This is a genomic window from Pseudomonas sp. RIT-PI-r (assembly GCF_001297015.1).
GTDB lineage: Bacteria > Pseudomonadota > Gammaproteobacteria > Pseudomonadales > Pseudomonadaceae > Aquipseudomonas.
On the sequence record NZ_LIGE01000030.1, the window covers coordinates 22,227 to 41,876 of the forward strand.

Annotated in this window: 22 protein-coding genes and 1 riboswitch; of the genes, 5 read left to right on the plus strand and 17 right to left on the minus strand. The window is 60.3% G+C overall.

Going from position 1 to position 19,650, the window contains the following annotated elements; translation table 11 throughout:
* Nucleotides 1-76: 76 nt before the first annotated feature.
* The gene (locus tag AK821_RS18095) at nt 77-400 is read right to left on the minus strand and encodes a hypothetical protein (protein WP_082355461.1); all 324 of its coding nucleotides are present in this window, start codon (nt 398-400) and stop codon (nt 77-79) included.
* Nucleotides 401-1,363: 963 nt separating this feature from the next.
* Here AK821_RS18095 and AK821_RS18100 point away from each other — a divergent pair.
* The 3 genes from AK821_RS18100 to AK821_RS18110 all read left to right on the plus strand — a co-directional run bounded on the left by AK821_RS18100 (nt 1,364) and on the right by AK821_RS18110 (nt 3,762).
* Nucleotides 1,364-1,588 (plus strand): hypothetical protein, encoded by a 225-nt coding sequence (locus AK821_RS18100; RefSeq protein ID WP_003214941.1) that lies wholly within the window; start codon nt 1,364-1,366, stop codon nt 1,586-1,588.
* Between the two features lie 273 nt (nt 1,589-1,861).
* Nucleotides 1,862-2,344 carry a hypothetical protein gene (locus tag AK821_RS18105; RefSeq protein ID WP_064390925.1) on the plus strand — a complete coding sequence of 161 codons (483 nt, stop codon included), beginning with the start codon at nt 1,862-1,864 and terminating at the stop codon, nt 2,342-2,344.
* A 146-nt stretch (nt 2,345-2,490) separates the two neighbouring features.
* Nucleotides 2,491-3,762 (plus strand): OmpP1/FadL family transporter, encoded by a 1,272-nt coding sequence (locus tag AK821_RS18110; protein ID WP_064390926.1) that lies wholly within the window; start codon nt 2,491-2,493, stop codon nt 3,760-3,762.
* A gap of 197 nt (nt 3,763-3,959) precedes the next feature.
* Here AK821_RS18110 and AK821_RS18115 read toward each other — a convergent pair whose 3' ends face one another.
* From AK821_RS18115 to cobO, 14 genes are all read right to left on the minus strand, one after another.
* Nucleotides 3,960-4,520: a glutathione peroxidase gene (locus AK821_RS18115; RefSeq protein ID WP_064390927.1), complete on the minus strand. Its 561-nt coding sequence runs from the start codon at nt 4,518-4,520 to the stop codon at nt 3,960-3,962.
* A 54-nt stretch (nt 4,521-4,574) separates the two neighbouring features.
* A complete protein-coding gene (locus tag AK821_RS31160; RefSeq protein WP_256585511.1) occupies nt 4,575-4,697 on the minus strand; it encodes a hypothetical protein in 123 nt (40 codons plus the stop codon).
* Nucleotides 4,694-5,902 carry an MFS transporter gene (locus AK821_RS18120; protein WP_064390928.1) on the minus strand — a complete coding sequence of 403 codons (1,209 nt, stop codon included), beginning with the start codon at nt 5,900-5,902 and terminating at the stop codon, nt 4,694-4,696. The genes AK821_RS31160 and AK821_RS18120 overlap by 4 nt, the downstream gene beginning before the upstream one ends.
* Before the next feature lie 53 nt (nt 5,903-5,955).
* Nucleotides 5,956-6,360: a MarR family winged helix-turn-helix transcriptional regulator gene (locus AK821_RS18125; protein ID WP_064390929.1), complete on the minus strand. Its 405-nt coding sequence runs from the start codon at nt 6,358-6,360 to the stop codon at nt 5,956-5,958.
* A 174-nt stretch (nt 6,361-6,534) separates the two neighbouring features.
* Nucleotides 6,535-7,266, minus strand: coding sequence for an adenosylcobinamide-GDP ribazoletransferase (locus tag AK821_RS18130; RefSeq protein WP_064390930.1), 732 nt, complete (start codon nt 7,264-7,266; stop codon nt 6,535-6,537).
* Between the two features lies 1 nt (nt 7,267).
* Nucleotides 7,268-7,843 (minus strand): alpha-ribazole phosphatase family protein, encoded by a 576-nt coding sequence (gene cobC, locus AK821_RS18135; protein ID WP_064390931.1) that lies wholly within the window; start codon nt 7,841-7,843, stop codon nt 7,268-7,270.
* Nucleotides 7,840-8,895, minus strand: coding sequence for a nicotinate-nucleotide--dimethylbenzimidazole phosphoribosyltransferase (gene cobT, locus AK821_RS18140; protein ID WP_064390932.1), 1,056 nt, complete (start codon nt 8,893-8,895; stop codon nt 7,840-7,842). Before cobT ends, cobC begins: the two co-directional genes overlap by 4 nt.
* Nucleotides 8,892-9,413, minus strand: coding sequence for a bifunctional adenosylcobinamide kinase/adenosylcobinamide-phosphate guanylyltransferase (cobU, locus tag AK821_RS18145; protein ID WP_064390933.1), 522 nt, complete (start codon nt 9,411-9,413; stop codon nt 8,892-8,894). Before cobU ends, cobT begins: the two co-directional genes overlap by 4 nt.
* 148 nt (nt 9,414-9,561) lie before the next feature.
* Entirely contained in the window at nt 9,562-11,013 is a 1,452-nt protein-coding gene (locus AK821_RS18150) for a cobyric acid synthase (protein ID WP_064390934.1), read from the minus strand.
* Nucleotides 11,010-12,002, minus strand: coding sequence for a threonine-phosphate decarboxylase CobD (cobD, locus tag AK821_RS18155; RefSeq protein WP_064390935.1), 993 nt, complete (start codon nt 12,000-12,002; stop codon nt 11,010-11,012). The genes AK821_RS18150 and cobD overlap by 4 nt, the downstream gene beginning before the upstream one ends.
* Complete coding sequence (gene cbiB / locus AK821_RS18160; protein ID WP_064390936.1) at nt 11,995-12,903, minus strand: adenosylcobinamide-phosphate synthase CbiB; 909 nt, start codon at nt 12,901-12,903, stop codon at nt 11,995-11,997. The genes cobD and cbiB overlap by 8 nt, the downstream gene beginning before the upstream one ends.
* The gene (gene bluB / locus AK821_RS18165) at nt 12,900-13,550 is read right to left on the minus strand and encodes a 5,6-dimethylbenzimidazole synthase (RefSeq protein ID WP_064390937.1); all 651 of its coding nucleotides are present in this window, start codon (nt 13,548-13,550) and stop codon (nt 12,900-12,902) included. The genes cbiB and bluB overlap by 4 nt, the downstream gene beginning before the upstream one ends.
* Nucleotides 13,547-14,947 (minus strand): cobyrinate a,c-diamide synthase, encoded by a 1,401-nt coding sequence (locus AK821_RS18170; protein ID WP_064390938.1) that lies wholly within the window; start codon nt 14,945-14,947, stop codon nt 13,547-13,549. The genes bluB and AK821_RS18170 overlap by 4 nt, the downstream gene beginning before the upstream one ends.
* Entirely contained in the window at nt 14,944-15,555 is a 612-nt protein-coding gene (cobO, locus tag AK821_RS18175; protein ID WP_003223053.1) for a cob(I)yrinic acid a,c-diamide adenosyltransferase, read from the minus strand. The genes AK821_RS18170 and cobO overlap by 4 nt, the downstream gene beginning before the upstream one ends.
* Nucleotides 15,556-15,636: 81 nt before the next feature.
* Nucleotides 15,637-15,867: riboswitch (cobalamin riboswitch) on the minus strand.
* Nucleotides 15,868-16,029: 162 nt separating this feature from the next.
* Here cobO and AK821_RS18180 point away from each other — a divergent pair.
* Nucleotides 16,030-16,614, plus strand: a complete 585-nt coding sequence (locus tag AK821_RS18180; RefSeq protein ID WP_064390939.1) for a hypothetical protein — start codon at nt 16,030-16,032, stop codon at nt 16,612-16,614.
* 66 nt (nt 16,615-16,680) lie between these two features.
* Nucleotides 16,681-17,994 carry a PQQ-dependent sugar dehydrogenase gene (locus AK821_RS18185; protein WP_064390940.1) on the plus strand — a complete coding sequence of 438 codons (1,314 nt, stop codon included), beginning with the start codon at nt 16,681-16,683 and terminating at the stop codon, nt 17,992-17,994.
* Between the two features lie 131 nt (nt 17,995-18,125).
* Here AK821_RS18185 and AK821_RS18190 read toward each other — a convergent pair whose 3' ends face one another.
* Together AK821_RS18190 and AK821_RS18195 are read right to left on the minus strand one after the other, a co-directional pair.
* Nucleotides 18,126-18,662 carry a C40 family peptidase gene (locus AK821_RS18190; RefSeq protein ID WP_064390941.1) on the minus strand — a complete coding sequence of 179 codons (537 nt, stop codon included), beginning with the start codon at nt 18,660-18,662 and terminating at the stop codon, nt 18,126-18,128.
* A gap of 220 nt (nt 18,663-18,882) precedes the next feature.
* A complete protein-coding gene (locus AK821_RS18195; RefSeq protein ID WP_064390942.1) occupies nt 18,883-19,500 on the minus strand; it encodes a C40 family peptidase in 618 nt (205 codons plus the stop codon).
* Between the last annotated feature and the right edge of the window lie 150 nt (nt 19,501-19,650).

Genomic DNA, 19,650 nt, shown 5'->3' on the forward strand with positions numbered 1-19,650 from the left:
CAAGTCCATAGCCATAGCGACTCCTGCCGATCCGATAAAGCCTGAAGGTTAACCAAGGCGCCAGAGCTTGGACAGCTCAGTCGTCGATGAGACCGAGTTCCTGTTGCGCACGCCGGTCACCCGCGCGAGCTGCCGAACGCAGCAAGTCCTGGCCGATACGACGGTCGCGGGCATTGCCGCATTCACGGCACATCAGTTGTCCGAGACGGCTTTGTGCCGCCACTACGCCTTCGCGCGCCGGCTGCTTGAGCAGGCGGCCGGCCAAATGCTTGGCGTTGTGGCTGTCACTCAGGCGCGGACTGTCGAGCAGCCATTCGGCAACACGCACGGAAAAGCGCTTGGGCGAGGTAACAGGAAGGGGTTGTGAGGTAACAGAGTCTGATACTGAGCGAAACTTCATAAAGCACTGTGGGACAGATCGGAAGGCGCGCCACTCTACTCTCTTTTTCCTACAGGTAAAGTCGAAAGACAACCCGGCACGCCCGTCCTAGAGCAAGCGCTCGGGACAATCCACAGAAGCTGTGGATAACTCAGTGGACAACCGCGTTGCAACCCTCGCAAAGCCTTGTGGAATGGGGCTCGCAGTTAAACTGACGATTTTTTCACCAACTCAGAAAAGCCTTTTTTTTCATTGACTTAAACTTTTGATGCAGGCAGCCATCAGGGTCAGGATTAAAATGACAGCGTCGTTACAGTGCGCGCAACTAATGTGCACAAGTAGCTGTTACCCGGTTATATCGATGCGCCTTTTCGGGTCATTCAGGCTCTCAAGCTGGTGATAAAGCGCTCAGGCGAGGCCTCTGACAGGTTGCTTCACAGCGACCAACGGTCGAGAAGTGAGCCAATCAGGGGCAGTGCTGCGTATCCAAAAGCAGAAAGGCTCCGCGCATGCAATGTTTTTTCACTTCGGGTTTGCATTGCTCAAGCCTATCCGTTAGTATCCGCAGCGTTAGTACCAAGCTGAAAGTCAATTCCGGTCGAACACATCCCCACGGTCAACCTTCTTCCAAGAAGCCTTTACCGAAAAAAGCGGGAACGACCCCTCGATGGTTTCCAGGTAAATCTTGCGACGACACTGCCTTTGAATGATGCAAAGGGTGTTGCCAAGGCCATTTACTCTGACCGAACCAACCTGCAAATTGATCAGGATCTTCACCCCGGGCCCAGAACCTTTGCCCTCGATGTGTTGCCTGCCCTCCTAAGTACCTACCTGCCAGCCCAAGCGCGCCAACTTATCAGCGCTTCAAACTGGCTGCTTTGTTCCAGTCGGGTTCTTCGTTCGACCAATGGTGGTCGACGTTACTGGAACGTTTTAACGTTGCACGGTTCTTATCCGTGTCATTTGTAGGAACACCTAATAACTATGTCTACTCAAATCCATACTCAGGATGCCATTCGCACCCTAACCAATGCTTTTGCTCCAATGAACTGCCTGATCATGGCCGCTCGCAAAGGCTGCTTCAGCTTCACTCTGGTCAACGAGCACGGTATCGCCCGCCACAGCGAGCGTCTGTACCCTGATCAATACTCCAGCGCTGAACCGCTGCAGGCCGTGATCGACCGTACCCGTCAGGCACTGGTTGCCTGAAAGCCGAAAAGGCTGCAAAAGCAAAAGCCCCGCACAAAATGCGGGGCTTTTTATTGCCCGATGTTTCACTTTTAGCGCAAACCGCCTAAGCACCTTCAGATATAACGGTTATAACTCGAAGGCGGAAATATTTTAAAAACAGACCTTTACGCTGCGAATATGACACTACACTTCAACTCAAGCGGCGTGATCCGCTTGTGGCGAGCCTGAACCGATCCACCGCTGCCAAGGCCCCTTCAGGACTCGCCCCTCATTACAAGAATCGAGGGCTTTATGGGTATCGCTGCCAGCGAACTGTGCCGCTACGTGATTCGCCCCACACTGATCTACCTGGGACGTCACTGTGCAATCGCCGAATCCCTGTTGCTGGGCATCGCCGCCAGTCAGTCCGCCCTCGGCTCCGCCCTGCATGACCGCCGCGGCTACGGGCTTTACCGCATTGCCGAGCACCGCCACCAGGCACTCTGGGATGACTATCTGGCACTCGATCCGGAACGCGCCAGCCTCGTTCGCGGCCTGGCCAGCCAGCATGCTTTTCTCAGTGGCCCGCACCTCGAACTGACCGTCAATCTGCGCTATGCCACTGCCATCGCCTGGCTGCTGGTCGAAGAACAAAACCCCACCCTCCCCGACCCGGCCGATTTGCTCGGCATGGCGCGCATCTGGCGCCAGACCTTTCAACCCCAAGGTCGCCTGCGCGATTTCACTTGCGCCTGGCAAACCTGTGTTTCACCGCTGAATCAGGTCGCCTGCTGACTGCCCAGTTTCGGAAGATCTTGCAACAGGTCGCGAATCTGGTCGGATTGTCCTACAAAACCGCTCTAAATCAAGGCATACGGACTATGGCGCTGGGACGAAAATGTTGGTAATTTTCGCCCCGGTGATCACCAGGAGTTCTAATAATGAAAAAAGTCATGCTCAAAACCACCCTTAGCCTCGCCGTTACCCTCGCCTCCACTCAAATTTTCGCGGCCGGCTTTGCCCTCAACGAACAAAGCATCAGTGGGATGGGGACTGGTTTTGCCGGGCGATCTTCTTCTGCCGACGACGCAAGCACTGTTTATGGCAACCCTGCTGGCATGTCGCGCATCAAGCGCGAACAGGTTACCGGTGGCGTAGCCGTTGTCGATGCTCACACCGATATCAGCAATGCCAGTTCCAGCCCCAACGGCGGCAGCAACAAAGGCGACATGGTGCCCTTCACCGCTGTACCTATGGGCTTCTATGTCAAACCAATCGATGAGCATTGGGCATTCGGCCTCGGTGTTTATGTGCCGTTCGGCCTGATCACTGATTACGAAAACGGCTTTGCCGGCCGTTACTTCGGCAGCAAGTCCGAAGTGCAAGTCATCACTTTCCAACCGACCGTCAGCTACGCCTTCAACGACAAAGTGTCGATCGGTTTCGGTCCAACCATCAACCGCATTGACGGTGCGCTGGAATCCAACCTGTCGATCACTCAAGCCCTGCCGGACGGCAAGGTCAAGATCAAGGGTGACGACACCGCGCTGGGCTACAACGTCGGCCTGCTGGTACAAGCCACCGACACCACGCGCGTCGGTCTGACCTATCACTCGAAAGTCGACTACAAGCTCGAAGGCAACACCAAGGTCAATTACGGCGCACTGGCCGCAGTCGGTCTGGGCGCCAACCAGAAGTACGATGCTTCGCTGAAGATCACCACACCTGAATCGGTCGACCTCTCGGTTACCCAGGCGATCAACGATCGCTGGAACGTGTATGCCGGTACCACCTGGACCCGTTGGAGCCAGCTGGAAAAAATCACCGTGAAAAACTCTGGCGTTCAGCCACTGCTGGCCGGCCAGTTCGGTTCGATCAACGAAGACCAGAACTGGCACGACTCCTGGGCTTACGCCGTGGGCACCTCGTACCAGTTGAACAAGGAATGGGTACTGCGTACCGGTCTGACGTTCGACCAGTCGCCGACCAACAACGAAGACCGTTCGCCACGCATTCCGACTGGTGACCGCACCATCTTCAGTATCGGTGCCGGCTGGAGCCCGACCGACGACCTGACCATCGACGTCGCTTACTCGTACCTGAAGGAAGAGTCGGTGAAGATCCGCAACGAAAACAATCGTGGCCAGACCTACGACGCCAAGTATGAAAACTCGGCAAACGGTTTCGGTGTCGGCGCGACCTACCGCTTCTGATGCTGCATGGCGAGGCTGCCCCCTCGCCGACAAAAGCCCCGCTCTCTTTGCAGAGGCGGGGCTTTTTTATGCCTGAAATTTGTGCGACCTGTAGGAGCTGTCGAGTACAACGAGGCTGCGATCTTTTGATCTGTTTTTTAAAGTCAAAAGATCGCAGCGTGCCGCAGCTCCTACAAAACAATCGCCGGCCTTCGGATTCAAGGCTTCAGCGGTTTCGAGGCGATGGCCTTCTCGATCGCAGCAATGAATTCCGGATCATCAGGCTTGGTCAGGCTGGAGAAATTGGCGATCACCTTGCCCTGGCGATCGACCACATACTTGTAGAAATTCCACTTCGGCGCGCTGCTGTGTGCCGCCAGCACTTGAAACAGATGTGTCGCGTCATCACCACGAACCTTCTGCGGCTCGGTCATGGCGAACGTCACGCCGTAATTGGCGTAACAGACCTTGGCGGTCTCGGCGCTGTCCTTGGACTCCTGCTTGAAGTCATTGGAAGGCACGCCGAGCATTTCCAGCCCTTGACCTTCGTAGCGCTTATGCAGCGCCTCAAGGCCTTCGAACTGCGGCGCGAAACCGCAGAAGCTCGCGGTATTGACCACCACCAACGGCTTGTCGGCGTACTGCTGGCATAAATCGATGGATTCCTTGGCTCGCAACTTCGGCAGCGAGCCTTGCAGCAATTCTGGACAGTCAGCGGCCTGGGCCAGGCCAGTCAACGCCATCAGCAACGCGGGAACAGCACACCAGCGCATCAGCATGTCGAGCATCCTTGAGCAGTCATCAGGCTTCGACGTTACTCGCCATGCCCGCTTCTAGCAAATGCTCATGCCCAATTGCATCAAGGCCAGGCCGCCCTGCTGCCAGCCCCACCACACCAGCGCCAGCAGTGCGGCGCCGAGTGCGCTGATGACCATGCGCGGCCAGAATCGACTCATGCGGCGCTCGCAGCGGTTTGCAGGCGGGCGACCGGACGCTCGCGCACCGGCCAGTTCAACGCAGCCGCCAACACACTCAGAAGGATCGCCACCTGCCAGATCAAGTCATAACTCCCGGTACGGTCATACACCACCCCGCCCAGCCAGCCGCCGAGGAACGAACCGAGCTGATGGAACAGGAACACGATACCGCCGAGCATGGACAGATTGCGCACACCAAACAAGGTCGCCACCGTACCGTTGGTCAACGGCACCGTCGACAGCCACAAAAAGCCCATGGCCATGCCGAACAGATAAGCCGACGTGGTGGTCACCGGCAGCCACAGGAACAGCACGATCACCACTGCACGCAGCAGATACAAACCGGTTAGCAGGCGCGGTTTCGACATGCGCCCGCCGAGCCAGCCAGCGGTGTAAGTGCCGAAGATGTTGAACAGGCCGATCAGCGCCAGCACTGTAGTGCCGACGCTGGCCGGCAAGTGCTGATCGACCAGATAGGCCGGCAGATGCACACCGATGAACACCACTTGAAAACCACAGACAAAAAAGCCGAACGCCAGCAACCAGAACCCCGAATGCGAGCAGGCTTCGCGCAGCGCCTCGGACAGGGTTTGTTCATGACCGAGCACCGGCAGCGGTTTGTCCTTGAGCATGCTCACCAGCGGCACGATCAGCGCTACCAGCAGGCCCAACACCAGCAACGCCGCCGACCAGCCGAGCCAGCCGATCAGCCCGAGCGTGCCCGGCAACATCGCAAACTGACCGAACGAGCCGGCAGCGCTGGCAATGCCCATGCCCATGCTGCGTTTCTCCGGCGGCACGGCACGGCCGACCACGCCGAGAATTACCGAGAACGACGTGCCGGACAGGCCGATACCGATCAGCAGACCGGCGCTCAGCGACAGCGTCACCGCCGAGTCCGATAAACCCATGCACACCAGACCCAAGGCATACAGCACGCCGCCGATCAGCACGACTTTTGCCGCGCCGAAACGGTCGGCCAGCGCGCCGGTAAACGGTTGCGCCAGGCCCCAGATCAGGTTCTGCAGTGCAATGGCGAACGCGAAGACCTCACGTCCCCAGCCGAACTGCGCACTCATCGGCGACAGAAACAGACCGAAGCCATGCCGCACACCCAAAGACAACGCAAGAATCAGCGCACTGCCGACCAACACCCAACCGCACGTACGCCACATCGATGTCATTGTTATTCTCCGCTTGCGGGTATATACCCGCTTGAGCTTGGAAAAAACCGGCCTCAGGCCAGCTCATCCAGCAATCTGAGCAAGGTTTCACGCTTCTCGGCGCCCAAACGGTCGATCAACCGCTGCTGCGCCGCTTCCCAGGCTGGCAGTGCTGCTGCCAGGCGCTGCACGCCGGTCTCGGTGAGCTTGACGATGCGGTTACGCATGTCTTCGCCCTCGGCCAGCGTCACCAGTCCTTCACCTTCAAGAACGCGCAGATTGCGTCCGAGAGTGCTGCGATCCAGGCCCATGGCTTCGGCCAGTTCCGAGATGCTCGGTTGATCCAGACGCTGCAGGTTGCACAGCAAAGAATACTGGGCAACGTTGATCCCGAAGCCGTCGAGAGCGCCGTCGTAATGCCTGCTGACGCCACGAGCGGCGCGACGCAGGTTGGTGCACAAACACTGAGAAGGAAGCATGATGCGTGTATATACCCGCGACTGTGTTAAATCAAGTTACAGATGAGTTTACCCTGAACATTTGTGGTGCCTGAAAGATTGCTATCGCGAGCAGGCTCACTCCTACAGTTGACCGCGCTCCCCTGTAGGAGTGAGCCTGCTCGCGATGGGGCCGGCTTGAACGATAAAAATCTGTCAGACCAGCGCCAACCCCACCAACACCCCCATCTCCAGCAATTCCAGCAACGCCCCCGCCGTATCACCGGTCGTCCCGCCCAGCCGCCGCATCATCACCCGCCGCAGCCAGACAAACACTGCGAGCGAAATCACCAGCGCCACAAACGCGTGAAACCCGGCAATCCCCAAGCAACCCAGCGCACTCGCCCCAAGCACCTGCCAGCCAGTCTTGCGCGGCAAATGATCCGCCAACGCCTGCCCCAACCCGCCCGCGCGCACATACGGCGTGGTCAGAAACAATCCCAGCAACGCTGCCCTTCCAAGCACTGGCACGACAATCAATACCAAACCATGCCCCTGCTCGATCAACGCCAGCAGCGCCGCGAACTTGAGCAGCAACACCAACACCAGCGCCACCACCGCAATCGGCCCGCTGCGCGGATCTTTCATGATCGTCAGCGTGCGCTCGCGATCACCAAAACCGCCGAGCCAGGCATCGGCGCTGTCGGCCAGGCCATCGAGGTGCAACGCGCCGCTGAGCAGCACCCACACCGTCAACAGTAATGCGCTATGCAACAACAACGGCGCGCCGGCCAGCGCCAGATTCAGCGCCCAGAGAATCACGCCGAACAGCAAGCCAACCAGCGGATAAAACAGCAGCGAACGCCCTAACTGTTCAGGCTCAGGCATGCCCGGCAAACGAACCGGCAAACTGCTGAGAAATTGCAGAGCGATCCACAGCGGCAACATATCAGTGACCTTCCTTGAGCGAACCGTCGGCCGCGACCGTCAGCGCAAACAACGCCCCGTGAGCGCCCGCGACATTGAGCAGTTGTCCACGCGGTACCCCCCGCGCCTGCGCCAGCAACAACCGCATCACACCGCCATGACTGACCAGTAAAACCCGTTCGCCAGCATAGGTGCTGTGTAGCCGCGCAACAGCGCTCAGGACGCGCGAGGAAAAGTCACTGACTGGCTCACCCTGCGGCGGAGTAAACGAATACGGGTCAGCCCAGAACAACCCCAAGGCCTCGGCATCCGTCTCCATCAACGCCGCCGCGCTCTGCCCTTCCCACGCGCCGAAGTGCAGCTCTTGCAGATACTTGTCCAGATGCACTGACAGGTTCAGTTGCTCACCCAGCTCTGCGGCAAACCGCGCGCAACGTTGCAACGGCGAACTGACGATCCGATCCCACGGCCCGCCCTCGACCACGGCTGCACGCATTTGCATCCAGCCCTTTTCGGTCAGCGCATCGTCGAGGCTGCCGCGCAAACCACCGCCGAGCTCAGTCTCACCGTGACGCAGCAGATCCAGGCGCAAGGTCATGCCGGGCGATCCGCTACCGCTGCTTCGGCGAACGTCGCCATCTGCCCGTGCAGGTCGCAGGCCAGACGCAACAGCGGCACCGCCAACGCCGCGCCGCTGCCCTCGCCCAGACGCAGACCGAGTTCCAGCAATGGCTCGGCCTGCAGGGTTTCCAGCACATGGCGATGCCCCGGCTCGGCACCACGGTGACCGAACAACAGCCACTCGCGACAGGCCGGATTCAAACGCACCGCGACCAGCGCCGCGACCGTGCAGATAAAGCCGTCGACCAACACCGCAATACCTTCTTGAGCCGCCGCCAGATAGGCACCGACCAGCGCGGCGATTTCAAAACCACCCAGATTGAACAGAGTCTGCAAGACATCGCCACGCTGTGCGGCATGCAACGCCAGCGCGCGCTCGATCACTTGCGCTTTATGGCTGACGCCTTCGGCATTCAACCCGGTGCCGGGACCGGTCAGGTGTACCACCGGGCAGTCGAGCAAGGCGCAGGCCAAGGCACTCGCTGCCGTGGTGTTGCCAATGCCCATTTCGCCGCCGATGAACAACTGCGCGCCCGCCGCTTTCGCTCGCAGCAGACTGTCGCGACCGGCCTGCAACGCCAGTTCGCCCTGAGCCTGAGTCATTGCCGCACCCTGAGCGAAATTCGCCGTGCCCGCGCCGATGTTCAAGTGGCGCACACCCGGCAGGTTCAGCGCAGGATTCACCGTGCCCAGATCGACCACTTCCAGCTGCGCGCCGAGTTGACGCGCCAGCACGCTGATCGCCGCGCCACCGCTGACAAAGTTGAGCAGCATCTGCCCGGTGACTTCCTGCGGGAACGCCGAAACACCCTCCGCGACCACGCCGTGATCGCCGGCAAAAATCGCGATCCACACTTGCGCCAGCGTCGGTTTGATCTGGCCTTGCAGACCGGCCAGTTGCACCGCGACCGATTCCAGTCGACCGAGCGAACCGGCCGGTTTGGTTAATTGCTGCTGCCGTGCCGTCGCTTGTTCAACGACGTTGAGATCGACCGGTTTGCACGGATTCAGCCACCAGGTTTGGGTCATAACGCAGGTCCTTTCAAAGTCAGGGGCAGGCCGGCGACCGTCAGGACAACACGCTGACAGCGCTCAGCCAGAGCTTGATGCAGCCAACCGGCTTCATCGACGTAGCGGCGAGTCAATTCGCCCAGCGGCACGACACCCATTCCGGTCTCGTTGCTGACAAAAATGATTTCTCCTGGCAGCGAGGCCAGACATTCGAGCAGGGCTTCACGCTCGGCGGCGAGACGCTCGGCATCGTCGAGCATCAGCAGATTGGTCAGCCACAGGGTCAGGCAATCGACCAGCAGGCAACGCTCGGCGCTGGCGGATTCACGCAGGACGCGGGCCAGCTCCAGCGGCTCTTCGATGAGCGCCCATTCGGCGGGACGGCGCGCGCGGTGGTGGGCGACGCGGTCGCTCATCTCGCCATCGAGCGGTTGGCTGGTGGCGATGTAGGTGACCGAGAGGTTGCTGTCGCTGGCGAGTTTTTCGGCCAGACGACTTTTGCCGGAGCGGGCGCCGCCGAGGATCAGTTGGAGCATGGGTTCATCCAGGAAAATTCAAGTGAGACAACCGCCGCTTTCGCGAGCAGGCTCGCTCCCACAGGGTTATTAGTTGTACTCAAAATGTATGGCTAACCGCATTCACTGTGGGAGCGAGCCTGCTCGCGAAGAGGCCAGCACAAGCACCTTAAATCCCACAGAGCTGACGCAACAAGCCGGTATCCAGATGCTTCTCCACCAGATCCGCCAAACGCTCGATATCGCGCTCGCGCAAGCCGTGGTAATCCACCGCCTGCACATCGCTCAACCCGGCCCAGCGCAACAACGCTGCACTCGCCGCCGGCGATTCGAACAGGCCATGCAGATAGGTGCCGAATACCTGCTCATCAACACTCTGTGCACCGTCGCAACGGCCATCATCCAGATGCACCGCAGCGTTTTCCAACGCCGGTCCGCTGGTCACGCCCGCATGAATTTCATAGCCGCTGACGTCGGCATCTTCCAGCGCCAGCCGCCCCCGCACATTGCGCAATTGCTTCTCGGCTTCAAGCGCCGTTTCAAAGGCCAGCAAGCCCAAACCAGCACTCGAACCGGGAGCGCCTTCGAGGCCGAGCGGGTCGTGCACCTGTTCACCGAGCATCTGCAGACCACCGCAAATCCCCAGCACTTTGCCGCCGTAACGCAGATGCCGGGCGATCGCCGTGTCCCAGCCGTTGGCGCGCAGATACGCCAGATCGCTGCGCACGCTTTTCGAGCCCGGCAGAATGATCAGATCAGCGGGAGGGATCGCCTGCCCCGGCCCGACAAATTGCAGGTCGACCTGCGGATGCAGGCGCAGCGGATCAAAATCGGTGTGGTTACTGATGCGCGGCAACACCGGCACCAGCACTTTCAGAACCTGCTCAGCCTTGTCAGTCTGGCGCTGGTCGATGCCGTCCTCGGCCTCCAGATGCAGATCCATCACGTACGGCAGCACGCCTACCACCGGTTTGCCGGTGCGTTCTTCCAACCAGTCGAGACCCGGTTGCAGCAAGGCGATGTCGCCGCGAAAACGATTGATGATGAAGCCTTTGACCCGCGCCTGTTCGCTCGGCGAAAGCAGTTCCAGCGTGCCGACCAGATGGGCAAAAACCCCGCCGCGATTGATATCGGCAATCAGCAGCACCGGACAATCCACCGCTTCGGCAAAACCCATGTTGGCGATGTCGCCGGCACGCAGATTGATCTCCGCCGGCGAGCCAGCACCTTCGACCATCACCAATGGATACGCGGCGCTGAGTCGCTCATGAGAAGCCAGAACAGCTTGCATGGCGATGGCTTTGTAGTCGTGATACGCCACGGCATTCATCGACGTCACCGCGCGACCATGAATGATCACTTGGGCGCCGGTGTCGCTGTTCGGTTTGAGCAGAACAGGGTTCATGTCGGTGTGCGGCTCAAGAAACGCCGCTTGCGCCTGCACGGCTTGCGCTCGGCCAATCTCGCCACCGTCGGCTGTCACCGCGCTGTTGAGCGCCATGTTCTGCGGCTTGAACGGCACGACCGCCACACCCTGACGTGTTGCCCAGCGGCACAGCGCCGTGACCAGTGTGCTTTTGCCGGCATCGGAAGTGGTGCCTTGCACCATCAGGGTGGTCATGGGTTGTCCTTGGTGAAAGCGATTAAAGCCTGTTCCAGACGCGCCTCTTCAGCCGCATCAGCCGGCAAGCCGAAGCGCAGGCTGCTGTTGTGCGTGAAGATGCGCAGGAGAATGCCGCGTCGGGCCATGAATTCGTGCAGCGCTGGCGCCTTATCAGTGACCAGCCACTGAAACAACGCGCAGCCGCCCTGCGGTTTGAAGCCGTAGCGTTCAAGCAGTGCGGCCAGCCGCTCGCTCGCTTCTTCGCTGCGAATCCGCTGGCGTGTGTGGCCTTCAGTGTCTTGCAGACACGCTTGGCCGAGCACCCGTGTCGGCCCGCTCACCACCCATGGCCCGACCTGTTCGGCGAGCAACCTGAGCAACTTGCGCTCGGCCAGGACAAACCCCAAACGCACACCGGCGAGGCCAAAAAACTTGCCGAATGAACGCAGCACAATCAGCCCGACCTGATGCGCGTGAGCCGCCAGGCTCAGGTGCGGCGTGTTGTCCATGAACGCTTCATCGACCACCAGCCAGCCACCGCGCTGCGCCAGTCGCGCATGCCAGTCGAGCAGCCGTGCCGGTGTCAGGCTCAGGCCGGTCGGATTGTTCGGATTGACCACGACCAGCACGTCGAGGTTATCGAGAAAGAACTCGACTTCCTGCTCCAGCACTTCGCGCACGATGTAGCCACTGCGGCGCCAGGCCTCGGCATGCTCGGCATAGCACGGCGATAAAACGCCAACCTTGCCAGCGCGACGCAAACGCGGCAGCAACTGAATGGCCATCTGCGAACCGGCCACCGGCAGCACTTGCGTGGCACCGTAGTAATCGCACGCCGCCTGCTCCAGACCGTCGTCGGTTTCCGGCAGGCGCGCCCAGGCGCGCAGCGGGATGTCCGGGATCGGGAACGGCCACGGCGCAAGACCGCTGGACAGGTCGAGCCAGTCCGCCTCGGCGATGCCGTAATCGTGCGCCGCCTTGCGCAGCCGGCCACCGTGCTCAAGCATAGAATTCAGCCCCAACGCAAAGAATCAGCAGCCATAACCATACGCCGCGCTGGACCAATTGCCAGCCACGGTCGATGGAGTCGGCAGCGGCCGGTTGCCCTTCGCCGAGTTGCGGACGCTCATGCAGTTCACCGTGATAAATCGCCGGCCCACCCAATTCCACGCCCAGCGCACCAGCGCCAGCCGCCATCACCGGACCTGCGTTAGGGCTATCCCACTTCGGCGCCTGTGTACGCCAGCACCTCAACGCGAGTCGGGTTTTGCCCAGCAACGCGTAGGTCAACGCCACCAGACGCGCAGGAATGTAGTTCAACACGTCGTCGATTTTTGCCGCTGCCCAACCGAAACGCTCGAAGCGTTCGTTGCGATAGCCCCACATCGCATCGAGCGTGTTGCTCAAGCGATAGAGCACCACGCCCGGGGCTCCGGCGACGACAAACCAGAACAGCGCGGCAAACACCGCGTCACTGCCGTTTTCCAACACTGACTCAGTGGCAGCGCGAGCGACAGCAGTGCTGTCGAGTTCATCGGTCTGACGACTGACCAGATAGCCGACTCGCTTGCGCGCCTCATCCAGATCATCCGCGCGCAAGGCTGCGGCTACCGGCGCGACATGCTCGCCGAGGCTGCGCATGCCGAGGGCGCAATACAACGCCAGAATCTCGACGACCCAACCCACATACGGCGCCCAGGAAAACGCCGTGGCGAGCAAGGTCAGCGGCACCACCGCGATCACCCACGCGGTGACGCCATGGCTGCGCCAGCCCCGCCCACCGGCGTTGAAACGTTGCTCGATGCGCCCGGCAAAATTGCCGAACGCCACCAGCGGATGCCAGCGTTTCGGTTCACCCAGCAGCGCATCCAGCGCGACCGCGGCGACACTCAACAACGCCACACTCATTGACTCACTCCCCAATAATTCTCAAACAGCAACTCATTGAGCGGACGCGCCTGTGCCCACCCTTCGAGTACCAGCATCGGCGCCGGATAGAATTCCTTGACCGGGCCCAGACATAAAACGGCCAGAGGCTTGGCACCTTCGGGCAACTTCAGCAAATCCGCCAACGCCTGTGGCTCGAACAGCGAGACCCAACCCATGCCCAAGCCTTCGGCACGCGAGGCCAGCCACAGATTCTGGATCGCGCAGGACAGCGAGGCCATGTCCATTTCCGGCAGCGTGCGGCGCCCGAAGATGTGTTTGTCGCGATCATCCATCAGCGCCGCAACCAGCACTTCGGCGCAGTCACTGATGCCTTCGACCTTGAGTTTCATGAACTCGTCACTGCGCTCGCCGAGGGCTTCGGCGGTGCGGATGCGTTCCTCTTCCACAAGATTCTGGATCTCGCCGCGCAGGCTACTGTCGCTGATGCGGATGAAGCGCCAGGGCTGCATCAGGCCAACGCTTGGGGCCTGGTGGGCGGCTTCCAGAAGTCGGCGCAACAACTCCGGTTCGACGCTGCCGCCGGTGAAGTGGCGCATGTCGCGGCGTTCGGCGATGGCTTTATAGACGGCTTGGCGCTCGGCTTCGGAGAATGCGTTGTCGGTCATGGCCCTTTCGCGAGCAGGCTCGCTCCCACAGGGGATTGCATTTCTTCAGGAAGCTCACCGTCCACTGTGGGAGCTGGCTTGCCAGCGATGGCGGCCTGGAGGCCAGGCGCGAACAGTGCAGCGACAGCCGCCGGATTCGACGGGAAATAAAAGTGCACGTACGACGCCGTCATCCGCCCTTCCCGATAAACCGCCTCAGCACCACGCCCACCATTCGGACTCAAGCCACGCGCAATCGGCGTCAGTTCGGTAGTCGTCAACGAATGATGATAAGTGTGCCCACGCAACGAACCTTCCGGCAGATCCACCGCTTGCAGCGCCAGTGCCGCCAGACGCTTTTGCATCACCGCGTCGCCCTTGAGCAGTCCGACCAATTCGGTGCGAGCGCCTTCAACGTCCGTCAAAGAGTCGAGCAGATACAACATGCCGCCACACTCAGCGAGCAACGGTTTACCCGCTGCATGATGCGCGCGAATCGCCTCAAGCATCGCAGTGTTCTGCGACAACGCAACATGGTGCAATTCCGGGTAACCGCCGGGCAGATACAGACTGTCTGCCTCAGGCAATTGCGTATCGCGAATCGGTGAGAAGAAGCTCAACTGAGCACCCATCGCGCGCAGCAGATCCAGACTCGCGCCGTAGGTGAAGGCAAACGCCTCATCACGCGCAACGGCAATGCGCACATCCTTCAGCAGCGGCTCGACAGCGATAACATCCGGTGCGGCAAATTCTACGGCCGGTGGCAGCGCTACCTCGCAACTACTGGCCAGTGCGTCGGCAGCGGCGTCGAGACGCACATCAAGGTCATTCAACTCGCTGGCCTGAACCAGACCGAGGTGACGACTCGGCAATTCGATGCCAGTCTCGCGCGACAACGCACCGTACCAACGCAGACCTTCGGTGAGGCTGCCTTCGAGCAATTGCGCATGGCGCAAGGTGCCGACACGATTGGCCAACACACCGGCAAACGGCAGATCCGGCTGATACTTCGCCAAGCCCAGCGCCAACGCACCAAAGGTCTGCGCCATCGCCGTGCCGTCGATCACCCCGAGCACCGGCACACCGAAATGCCGCGCCAGATCGGCACTCGACGGCGTGCCGTCGAACAGGCCCATCACGCCTTCGATCAGAATCAGATCCGCCTCGGCAGCGGCTTCCCACAACAGACGACGACTTTCCTGCTCGCCGACCATCCACATGTCCAGTTGATACACCGGCGCACCGCTGGCGCGCTCGAGAATCATCGGGTCAAGAAAGTCCGGGCCGCATTTGAACACGCGCACTTTGCGCCCCTGATTGCGATGCAAACGGGCGAGCGCAGCGGTGACGGTGGTCTTGCCCTGACCGGAGGCCGGCGCGGCAATGAGGACCGCCGGGCAGTGACGTGGCTGATTCAAAGTTCGACGCCTTTCTGCGCTTTGATGCCGGCCTGGAAGGCGTGTTTGAGCATGCCCATTTCGGTGACCGTGTCGCCCATTTCGATCATTTCCGGCTTGGCCGCGCGACCGGTGACGATCACGTGCTGCATCGGCGGACGCGCCTGCAGATCGCTGAGCACCTGATCGAGATCGAGGTAGCCGTGCTTGAGGGCGATGTTCAACTCGTCGAGCACCACCAGACCGATCGACGGATCGCGCAGCAGCTCGCGGGAGACGGCCCACGCGGCTTCGGCGGCAGCGATGTCACGTTGGCGGTCCTGGGTTTCCCAGGTGAAGCCCTCGCCCATCACGTGGAAGCGCACTTGCTCGGGGAAGCGGCGGAAGAACAATTCTTCACCGGTGCTGTTGCGGCCCTTGATGAACTGCACCACGCCGCACTGCATGCCGTGACCCATGGCGCGGGCGAGCATGCCGAACGCCGAGCTGCTTTTGCCTTTGCCGTTGCCGGTCAGCACCAGCACCAGGCCGCACTCGTCAGGCGAGTTGGCGATGCGTTCGTCGATCACGGCTTTTTTGCGCTGCATACGCGCCAGATGGCGTTCGTCGCGCTCGGGGGAATCAGTCATGGGGGAGCTCTCCGTTGGGGCTGGATAACGGCGGGCAGGCACAAGAATAGACGGCAAAAAGCCTGGCATCGCCCACCGTGATGCCGCTGGATGGATCAGGCCGGTCTCCGGGCTCATGAGCGGCGCTTGGCCTGGCTGCGCGCCTTCCCGCTTGTTTCGAAGCAGTGGCTCAAGGCGCAGCTTTTACTCATTTACCGTTGCGGGGGCAGCGCCGGGATCGTGATCGTTCTTCGCTTGAAGACAACCCTCACCGGCTTCCCTGTTTCACTCTGTCGACCGCAGTCACAGAGCACCTGAAACAAGCCGCGAAGGTTAGAGGGTTGGGGGTGGAGCGTCAATTAAAGAGGGGGCCAGCGGGCGAATAACTGCCGCCGATCAATTATCTGGCGCCAATCTTGTGCCACACCGATACAAATGATATCAAAGAGCCATGCTTTTCTCGAAAAAGCCACCACAACAATAAGGATGATGACGATGCAAGGCATGATCATCAGCAACCCGCGCCTGGAATTCATGCGCCCGGTGCTTGAACGCTGGTTTGACTGTATCGACCGTTACAACGCCGTACGCGGCGACAGCGACACGCCTTACTGGCACGACGAGAAAGCCAATCTCGGCTTGCTGACCGCAGCAGCCTGGATGGCCGAATTGGTCACTCTCAACGACACTGCCACGCGCAAACAGAATGAAGAAGGCGAGCGCAATGCCCGCGCCGACCTGTTCCTCGCCGGCGCCGAAGACCGCGCTTACATCCAGGCCACGCAGCGCTGGCCCCGGGTGAATAATCTCAACCTGACCCAAGCTCTCCTCGACATCACCAGCGATGCGAAACGCATCAGCTTTGCCAGCGACCTCAAACTCGGCTGCCTGTTTGTCGCGCCGCAAAAAGCCCAACACAGCGCCAGCCCCGAAGAGCTGCAAGACATGGTCGACGACCTGCAAAAGGAGCACACCTGCGCGGTCGCCTGGTATTTCCCCTACGCCTACCGCAAGTTGCGCAGCGAGGCTGGCAACTATCATCCGGGCATCGCCGTGCTGTTCAAGGAAGCCCGCGGCTGAGCAGTTGAACCATCGGGCTTGCGCCCTCCTCTATGATTAGGAATGCATTCATAGGGAAGATAAGCAATGCGCAAGCCCCAGCTCGTTTTCGTCATCGCTTTCGCCGGAGGGCTCGCCGCCTGCGGTGAGAGCTCCAGCCTGCAAGTCTCCGACGGCACCGGCCCGTCACCGAAGCTGCCCGAACCGAACAAGACCCTGATCCCGACGGTGAACATCGCCCCGGCGATCGGCTGGCCCGAAGGTGCCAAACCGACGGCAGCGGCGGGTACGCAAGTCGCGGCCTTCGCAGAAGGTCTCGACCACCCGCGCTGGCTCTATGTGCTGCCCAATGGTGATGTACTGGTGGCGGAAACCAATGCTCCACCAAAACCCGACGACAGCAAAGGTATCAGGGGCTGGGTCATGAAGACCGTGATGGGCAAGGCTGGCGCCGGCGTGCCGAGCCCGAACCGCATCACCTTGCTGCGAGATGCCGACCACGATGGCGTGGCCGAAACCCGCACGGTGTTTCTGCAAAACCTCAACTCGCCTTTCGGCATGACGCTGGTCGGCAATGACTTGTACGTCGCCGACACCGATCGTCTGTTGCGCTTCCATTACGAACCCGGTGCGACCGAGATCAAGACGCAACCGATCAAGGTCGTCGATCTGCCCGGCGGTACGCTGAATCACCACTGGACCAAAAACGTTATCGCCAGCAAGGACGGCAGCAAGCTGTACGTGACAGTCGGCTCGAACAGCAACGTCGGCGAAAACGGTCTGGATAAAGAAGAAGGTCGTGCAGCGATTTGGGAAGTGGATCGGGCAACCGGCAATCACCGGATCTTTGCTTCCGGTATTCGCAACCCGAACGGCCTGGCGTGGGAGCCTGCCAGCGGTGCGTTGTGGACGGCGGTGAATGAGCGCGACGAGATCGGTAGCGACCTGGTGCCGGACTACATCACTTCGGTAAAGGACGGTGGTTTTTATGGCTGGCCGTTCAGTTATTACGGGCAGCACGTCGATGTGCGCGTCGAGCCGCAAAATCTCGACCTGGTGGCCAAGGCCATCGCTCCGGATTATGCCGTCGGCCCGCATACCGCTTCTCTCGGTCTGACGTTCGCCGAAGGCAACACCTTGCCGGCGCAGTTCAAGGAAGGCGCCTTTATCGGCCAGCACGGCTCATGGAATCGCAAACCGCACAGTGGCTACAAAGTGATCTTCGTGCCGTTTACCGGCGGCAAGCCGAGCGGCAAACCGGTGGATGTGCTGACCGGTTTCCTCGACAAGGACGAGAATGCTTTGGGTCGGCCGGTGGGTGTGGTGATTGATCAGCAGGGTGGTCTGCTGGTGGCGGATGATGTCGGCAACAAGGTGTGGCGAGTGTCGGCCAGCAAATAATTTTCGCCATGCACAAGCAACTGTAGGAGTGAGCCTGCTCGCGATGGCGGTCGATAATTCAACATTGATGTTGAATGTGGCACCGTCATCGCGAGCAGGCTCACTCCTACAGGGGATTGTGTGTGGCTGGATTACGGGTTATGCGCCAGATGCTCCGGCTGCAACACCCGCTTGGCGCTCAGATACGCCTTCTGCCAATACGCCTTCGACAGGCTGTCCAGCTTCACCGTGCCGCCCGTGGCCGGCGCATGCACAAAGCGCCCTTCTCCGACGTAGATCCCCGCATGACTGACCTGCGAGCCGCCATTGGTAGCGAAGAAGATCAGATCGCCAGTCTGCAAGCCTTCCTTGCCGACATTCGGCGCCTGCATGACGATCAGCTCACGCGTCGAACGCGGCAAAGAGATGCCCGCCGCATCACGGTAGACAAAACCGATCAGCCCGCTGCAATCAAACCCTGAATCCGGCGTGTTGCCGCCCCAGCGATAAGGCGTGCCCACCAACCCGAGCGCGCGAAACAGCACGTCCTCAGCAGCAGGCGAGAAAGCCTGGGAAGGGCCGAACACTACCGGCGCGCGAACCACCGGCGCAGGCGGCGGAGTACGGCTGGCGCAAGCGCTGAGCAGCGCTGCGAAGAACATCAATGCGAGGCGGGCCGACATGGTCATAAGCAGAACATCCTGATCTGGCTGCGGCTTTCTCTGCCGGATGGACAGAAAACAAAACCGCCTGCGGAGCACGCAGGCGGTTTGCCATCAAACTAGTTTCAGGATTCTAGCGGCTATACGACAAACTTCAAGTAAGACTTTAACTTCACCTTGTAAAGTATAGGTCTACTCCGTTGACGGGAGCCTGATTGTCGCCGCGAATGCAGCGACATCGAGGGAATTACTTGCGAGCGGTGACCACGGTCGGGGCCATGGCGAGTGCACGCTTGGCTTCGATGAAGGTCTTGCTCCAGTAGCTGTCACCCAGGCTGTCGATGCGAACACCGCCGCTGCGACGACTGCTGGAATGAATGAACTGATTGTCGCCCAGGTAGATACCGGCGTGACTGACACGACCGCGACGACCGTTGGTGGCGAAGAACAGCAGGTCGCCCGGCTCGAGGTTGCTACGCGAGACCAGCGGCGCATCCACGTTGATCATTTCGCGAGTCGAGCGTGGCAGGTTCATGCCGGCTTCTTCGCGGAACAGATAACCGATGAAACCGCTGCAGTCGAAACCGGCTTCAGAGGTACCGCCGAAACGGTAACGGGTGCCGATCAGGGACATGCCGCGTTCGAGGATGCTGTCGGCCAGAACAGGAAGCTGATAAGGCTTGCTGCCGTTGAATTCGTTGAGTTCTTTTTCGGTGTCCAGCTCTTCCTGATAAATAACGGAAGACTGGGCCGTGGCGGAATTTTTAACCTGTTGAGACTGCTCTTGAACTGGAGAATGAGCAGCGCAACCAAACAACAGGGTGACGAGTGCGAGAGGCACGAGGGGTGCGAAGCGCTTTAGCATGGGCACGACCGTGGCTGATAGTTGTAAAGAAGCCGAGACTATGCCCGCTATCAGCCTCATTTGCAAATTCAATCGATCTTTTTGTGACTTCCCGGTTTCTCGTTTACATCTAAGCGCTTAAGCCCATTTGAGTCGATACGCGGCCTGCAC

Excerpts from the sequence above, each read along its gene's own strand:
- AK821_RS18095 (WP_082355461.1), bottom strand. The coding sequence starts at position 400 with ATGAAGTTTCGCTCAGTATCAGACTCTGTTACCTCACAACCCCTTCCT.
- AK821_RS18100 (WP_003214941.1), top strand. The coding sequence starts at position 1,364 with ATGTCTACTCAAATCCATACTCAGGATGCCATTCGCACCCTAACCAAT.
- AK821_RS18105 (WP_064390925.1), top strand. The coding sequence starts at position 1,862 with ATGGGTATCGCTGCCAGCGAACTGTGCCGCTACGTGATTCGCCCCACA.
- AK821_RS18110 (WP_064390926.1), top strand. The coding sequence starts at position 2,491 with ATGAAAAAAGTCATGCTCAAAACCACCCTTAGCCTCGCCGTTACCCTC.
- AK821_RS18115 (WP_064390927.1), bottom strand. The coding sequence starts at position 4,520 with ATGCTGATGCGCTGGTGTGCTGTTCCCGCGTTGCTGATGGCGTTGACT.
- AK821_RS31160 (WP_256585511.1), bottom strand. The coding sequence starts at position 4,697 with ATGAGTCGATTCTGGCCGCGCATGGTCATCAGCGCACTCGGCGCCGCA.
- AK821_RS18120 (WP_064390928.1), bottom strand. The coding sequence starts at position 5,902 with ATGACATCGATGTGGCGTACGTGCGGTTGGGTGTTGGTCGGCAGTGCG.
- AK821_RS18125 (WP_064390929.1), bottom strand. The coding sequence starts at position 6,360 with ATGCTTCCTTCTCAGTGTTTGTGCACCAACCTGCGTCGCGCCGCTCGT.
- AK821_RS18130 (WP_064390930.1), bottom strand. The coding sequence starts at position 7,266 with ATGTTGCCGCTGTGGATCGCTCTGCAATTTCTCAGCAGTTTGCCGGTT.
- cobC (WP_064390931.1), bottom strand. The coding sequence starts at position 7,843 with ATGACCTTGCGCCTGGATCTGCTGCGTCACGGTGAGACTGAGCTCGGC.
- cobT (WP_064390932.1), bottom strand. The coding sequence starts at position 8,895 with ATGACCCAAACCTGGTGGCTGAATCCGTGCAAACCGGTCGATCTCAAC.
- cobU (WP_064390933.1), bottom strand. The coding sequence starts at position 9,413 with ATGCTCCAACTGATCCTCGGCGGCGCCCGCTCCGGCAAAAGTCGTCTG.
- AK821_RS18150 (WP_064390934.1), bottom strand. The coding sequence starts at position 11,013 with ATGACCACCCTGATGGTGCAAGGCACCACTTCCGATGCCGGCAAAAGC.
- cobD (WP_064390935.1), bottom strand. The coding sequence starts at position 12,002 with ATGCTTGAGCACGGTGGCCGGCTGCGCAAGGCGGCGCACGATTACGGC.
- cbiB (WP_064390936.1), bottom strand. The coding sequence starts at position 12,903 with ATGAGTGTGGCGTTGTTGAGTGTCGCCGCGGTCGCGCTGGATGCGCTG.
- bluB (WP_064390937.1), bottom strand. The coding sequence starts at position 13,550 with ATGACCGACAACGCATTCTCCGAAGCCGAGCGCCAAGCCGTCTATAAA.
- cobO (WP_003223053.1), bottom strand. The coding sequence starts at position 15,555 with ATGACTGATTCCCCCGAGCGCGACGAACGCCATCTGGCGCGTATGCAG.
- AK821_RS18180 (WP_064390939.1), top strand. The coding sequence starts at position 16,030 with ATGCAAGGCATGATCATCAGCAACCCGCGCCTGGAATTCATGCGCCCG.
- AK821_RS18185 (WP_064390940.1), top strand. The coding sequence starts at position 16,681 with ATGCGCAAGCCCCAGCTCGTTTTCGTCATCGCTTTCGCCGGAGGGCTC.
- AK821_RS18190 (WP_064390941.1), bottom strand. The coding sequence starts at position 18,662 with ATGACCATGTCGGCCCGCCTCGCATTGATGTTCTTCGCAGCGCTGCTC.
- AK821_RS18195 (WP_064390942.1), bottom strand. The coding sequence starts at position 19,500 with ATGCTAAAGCGCTTCGCACCCCTCGTGCCTCTCGCACTCGTCACCCTG.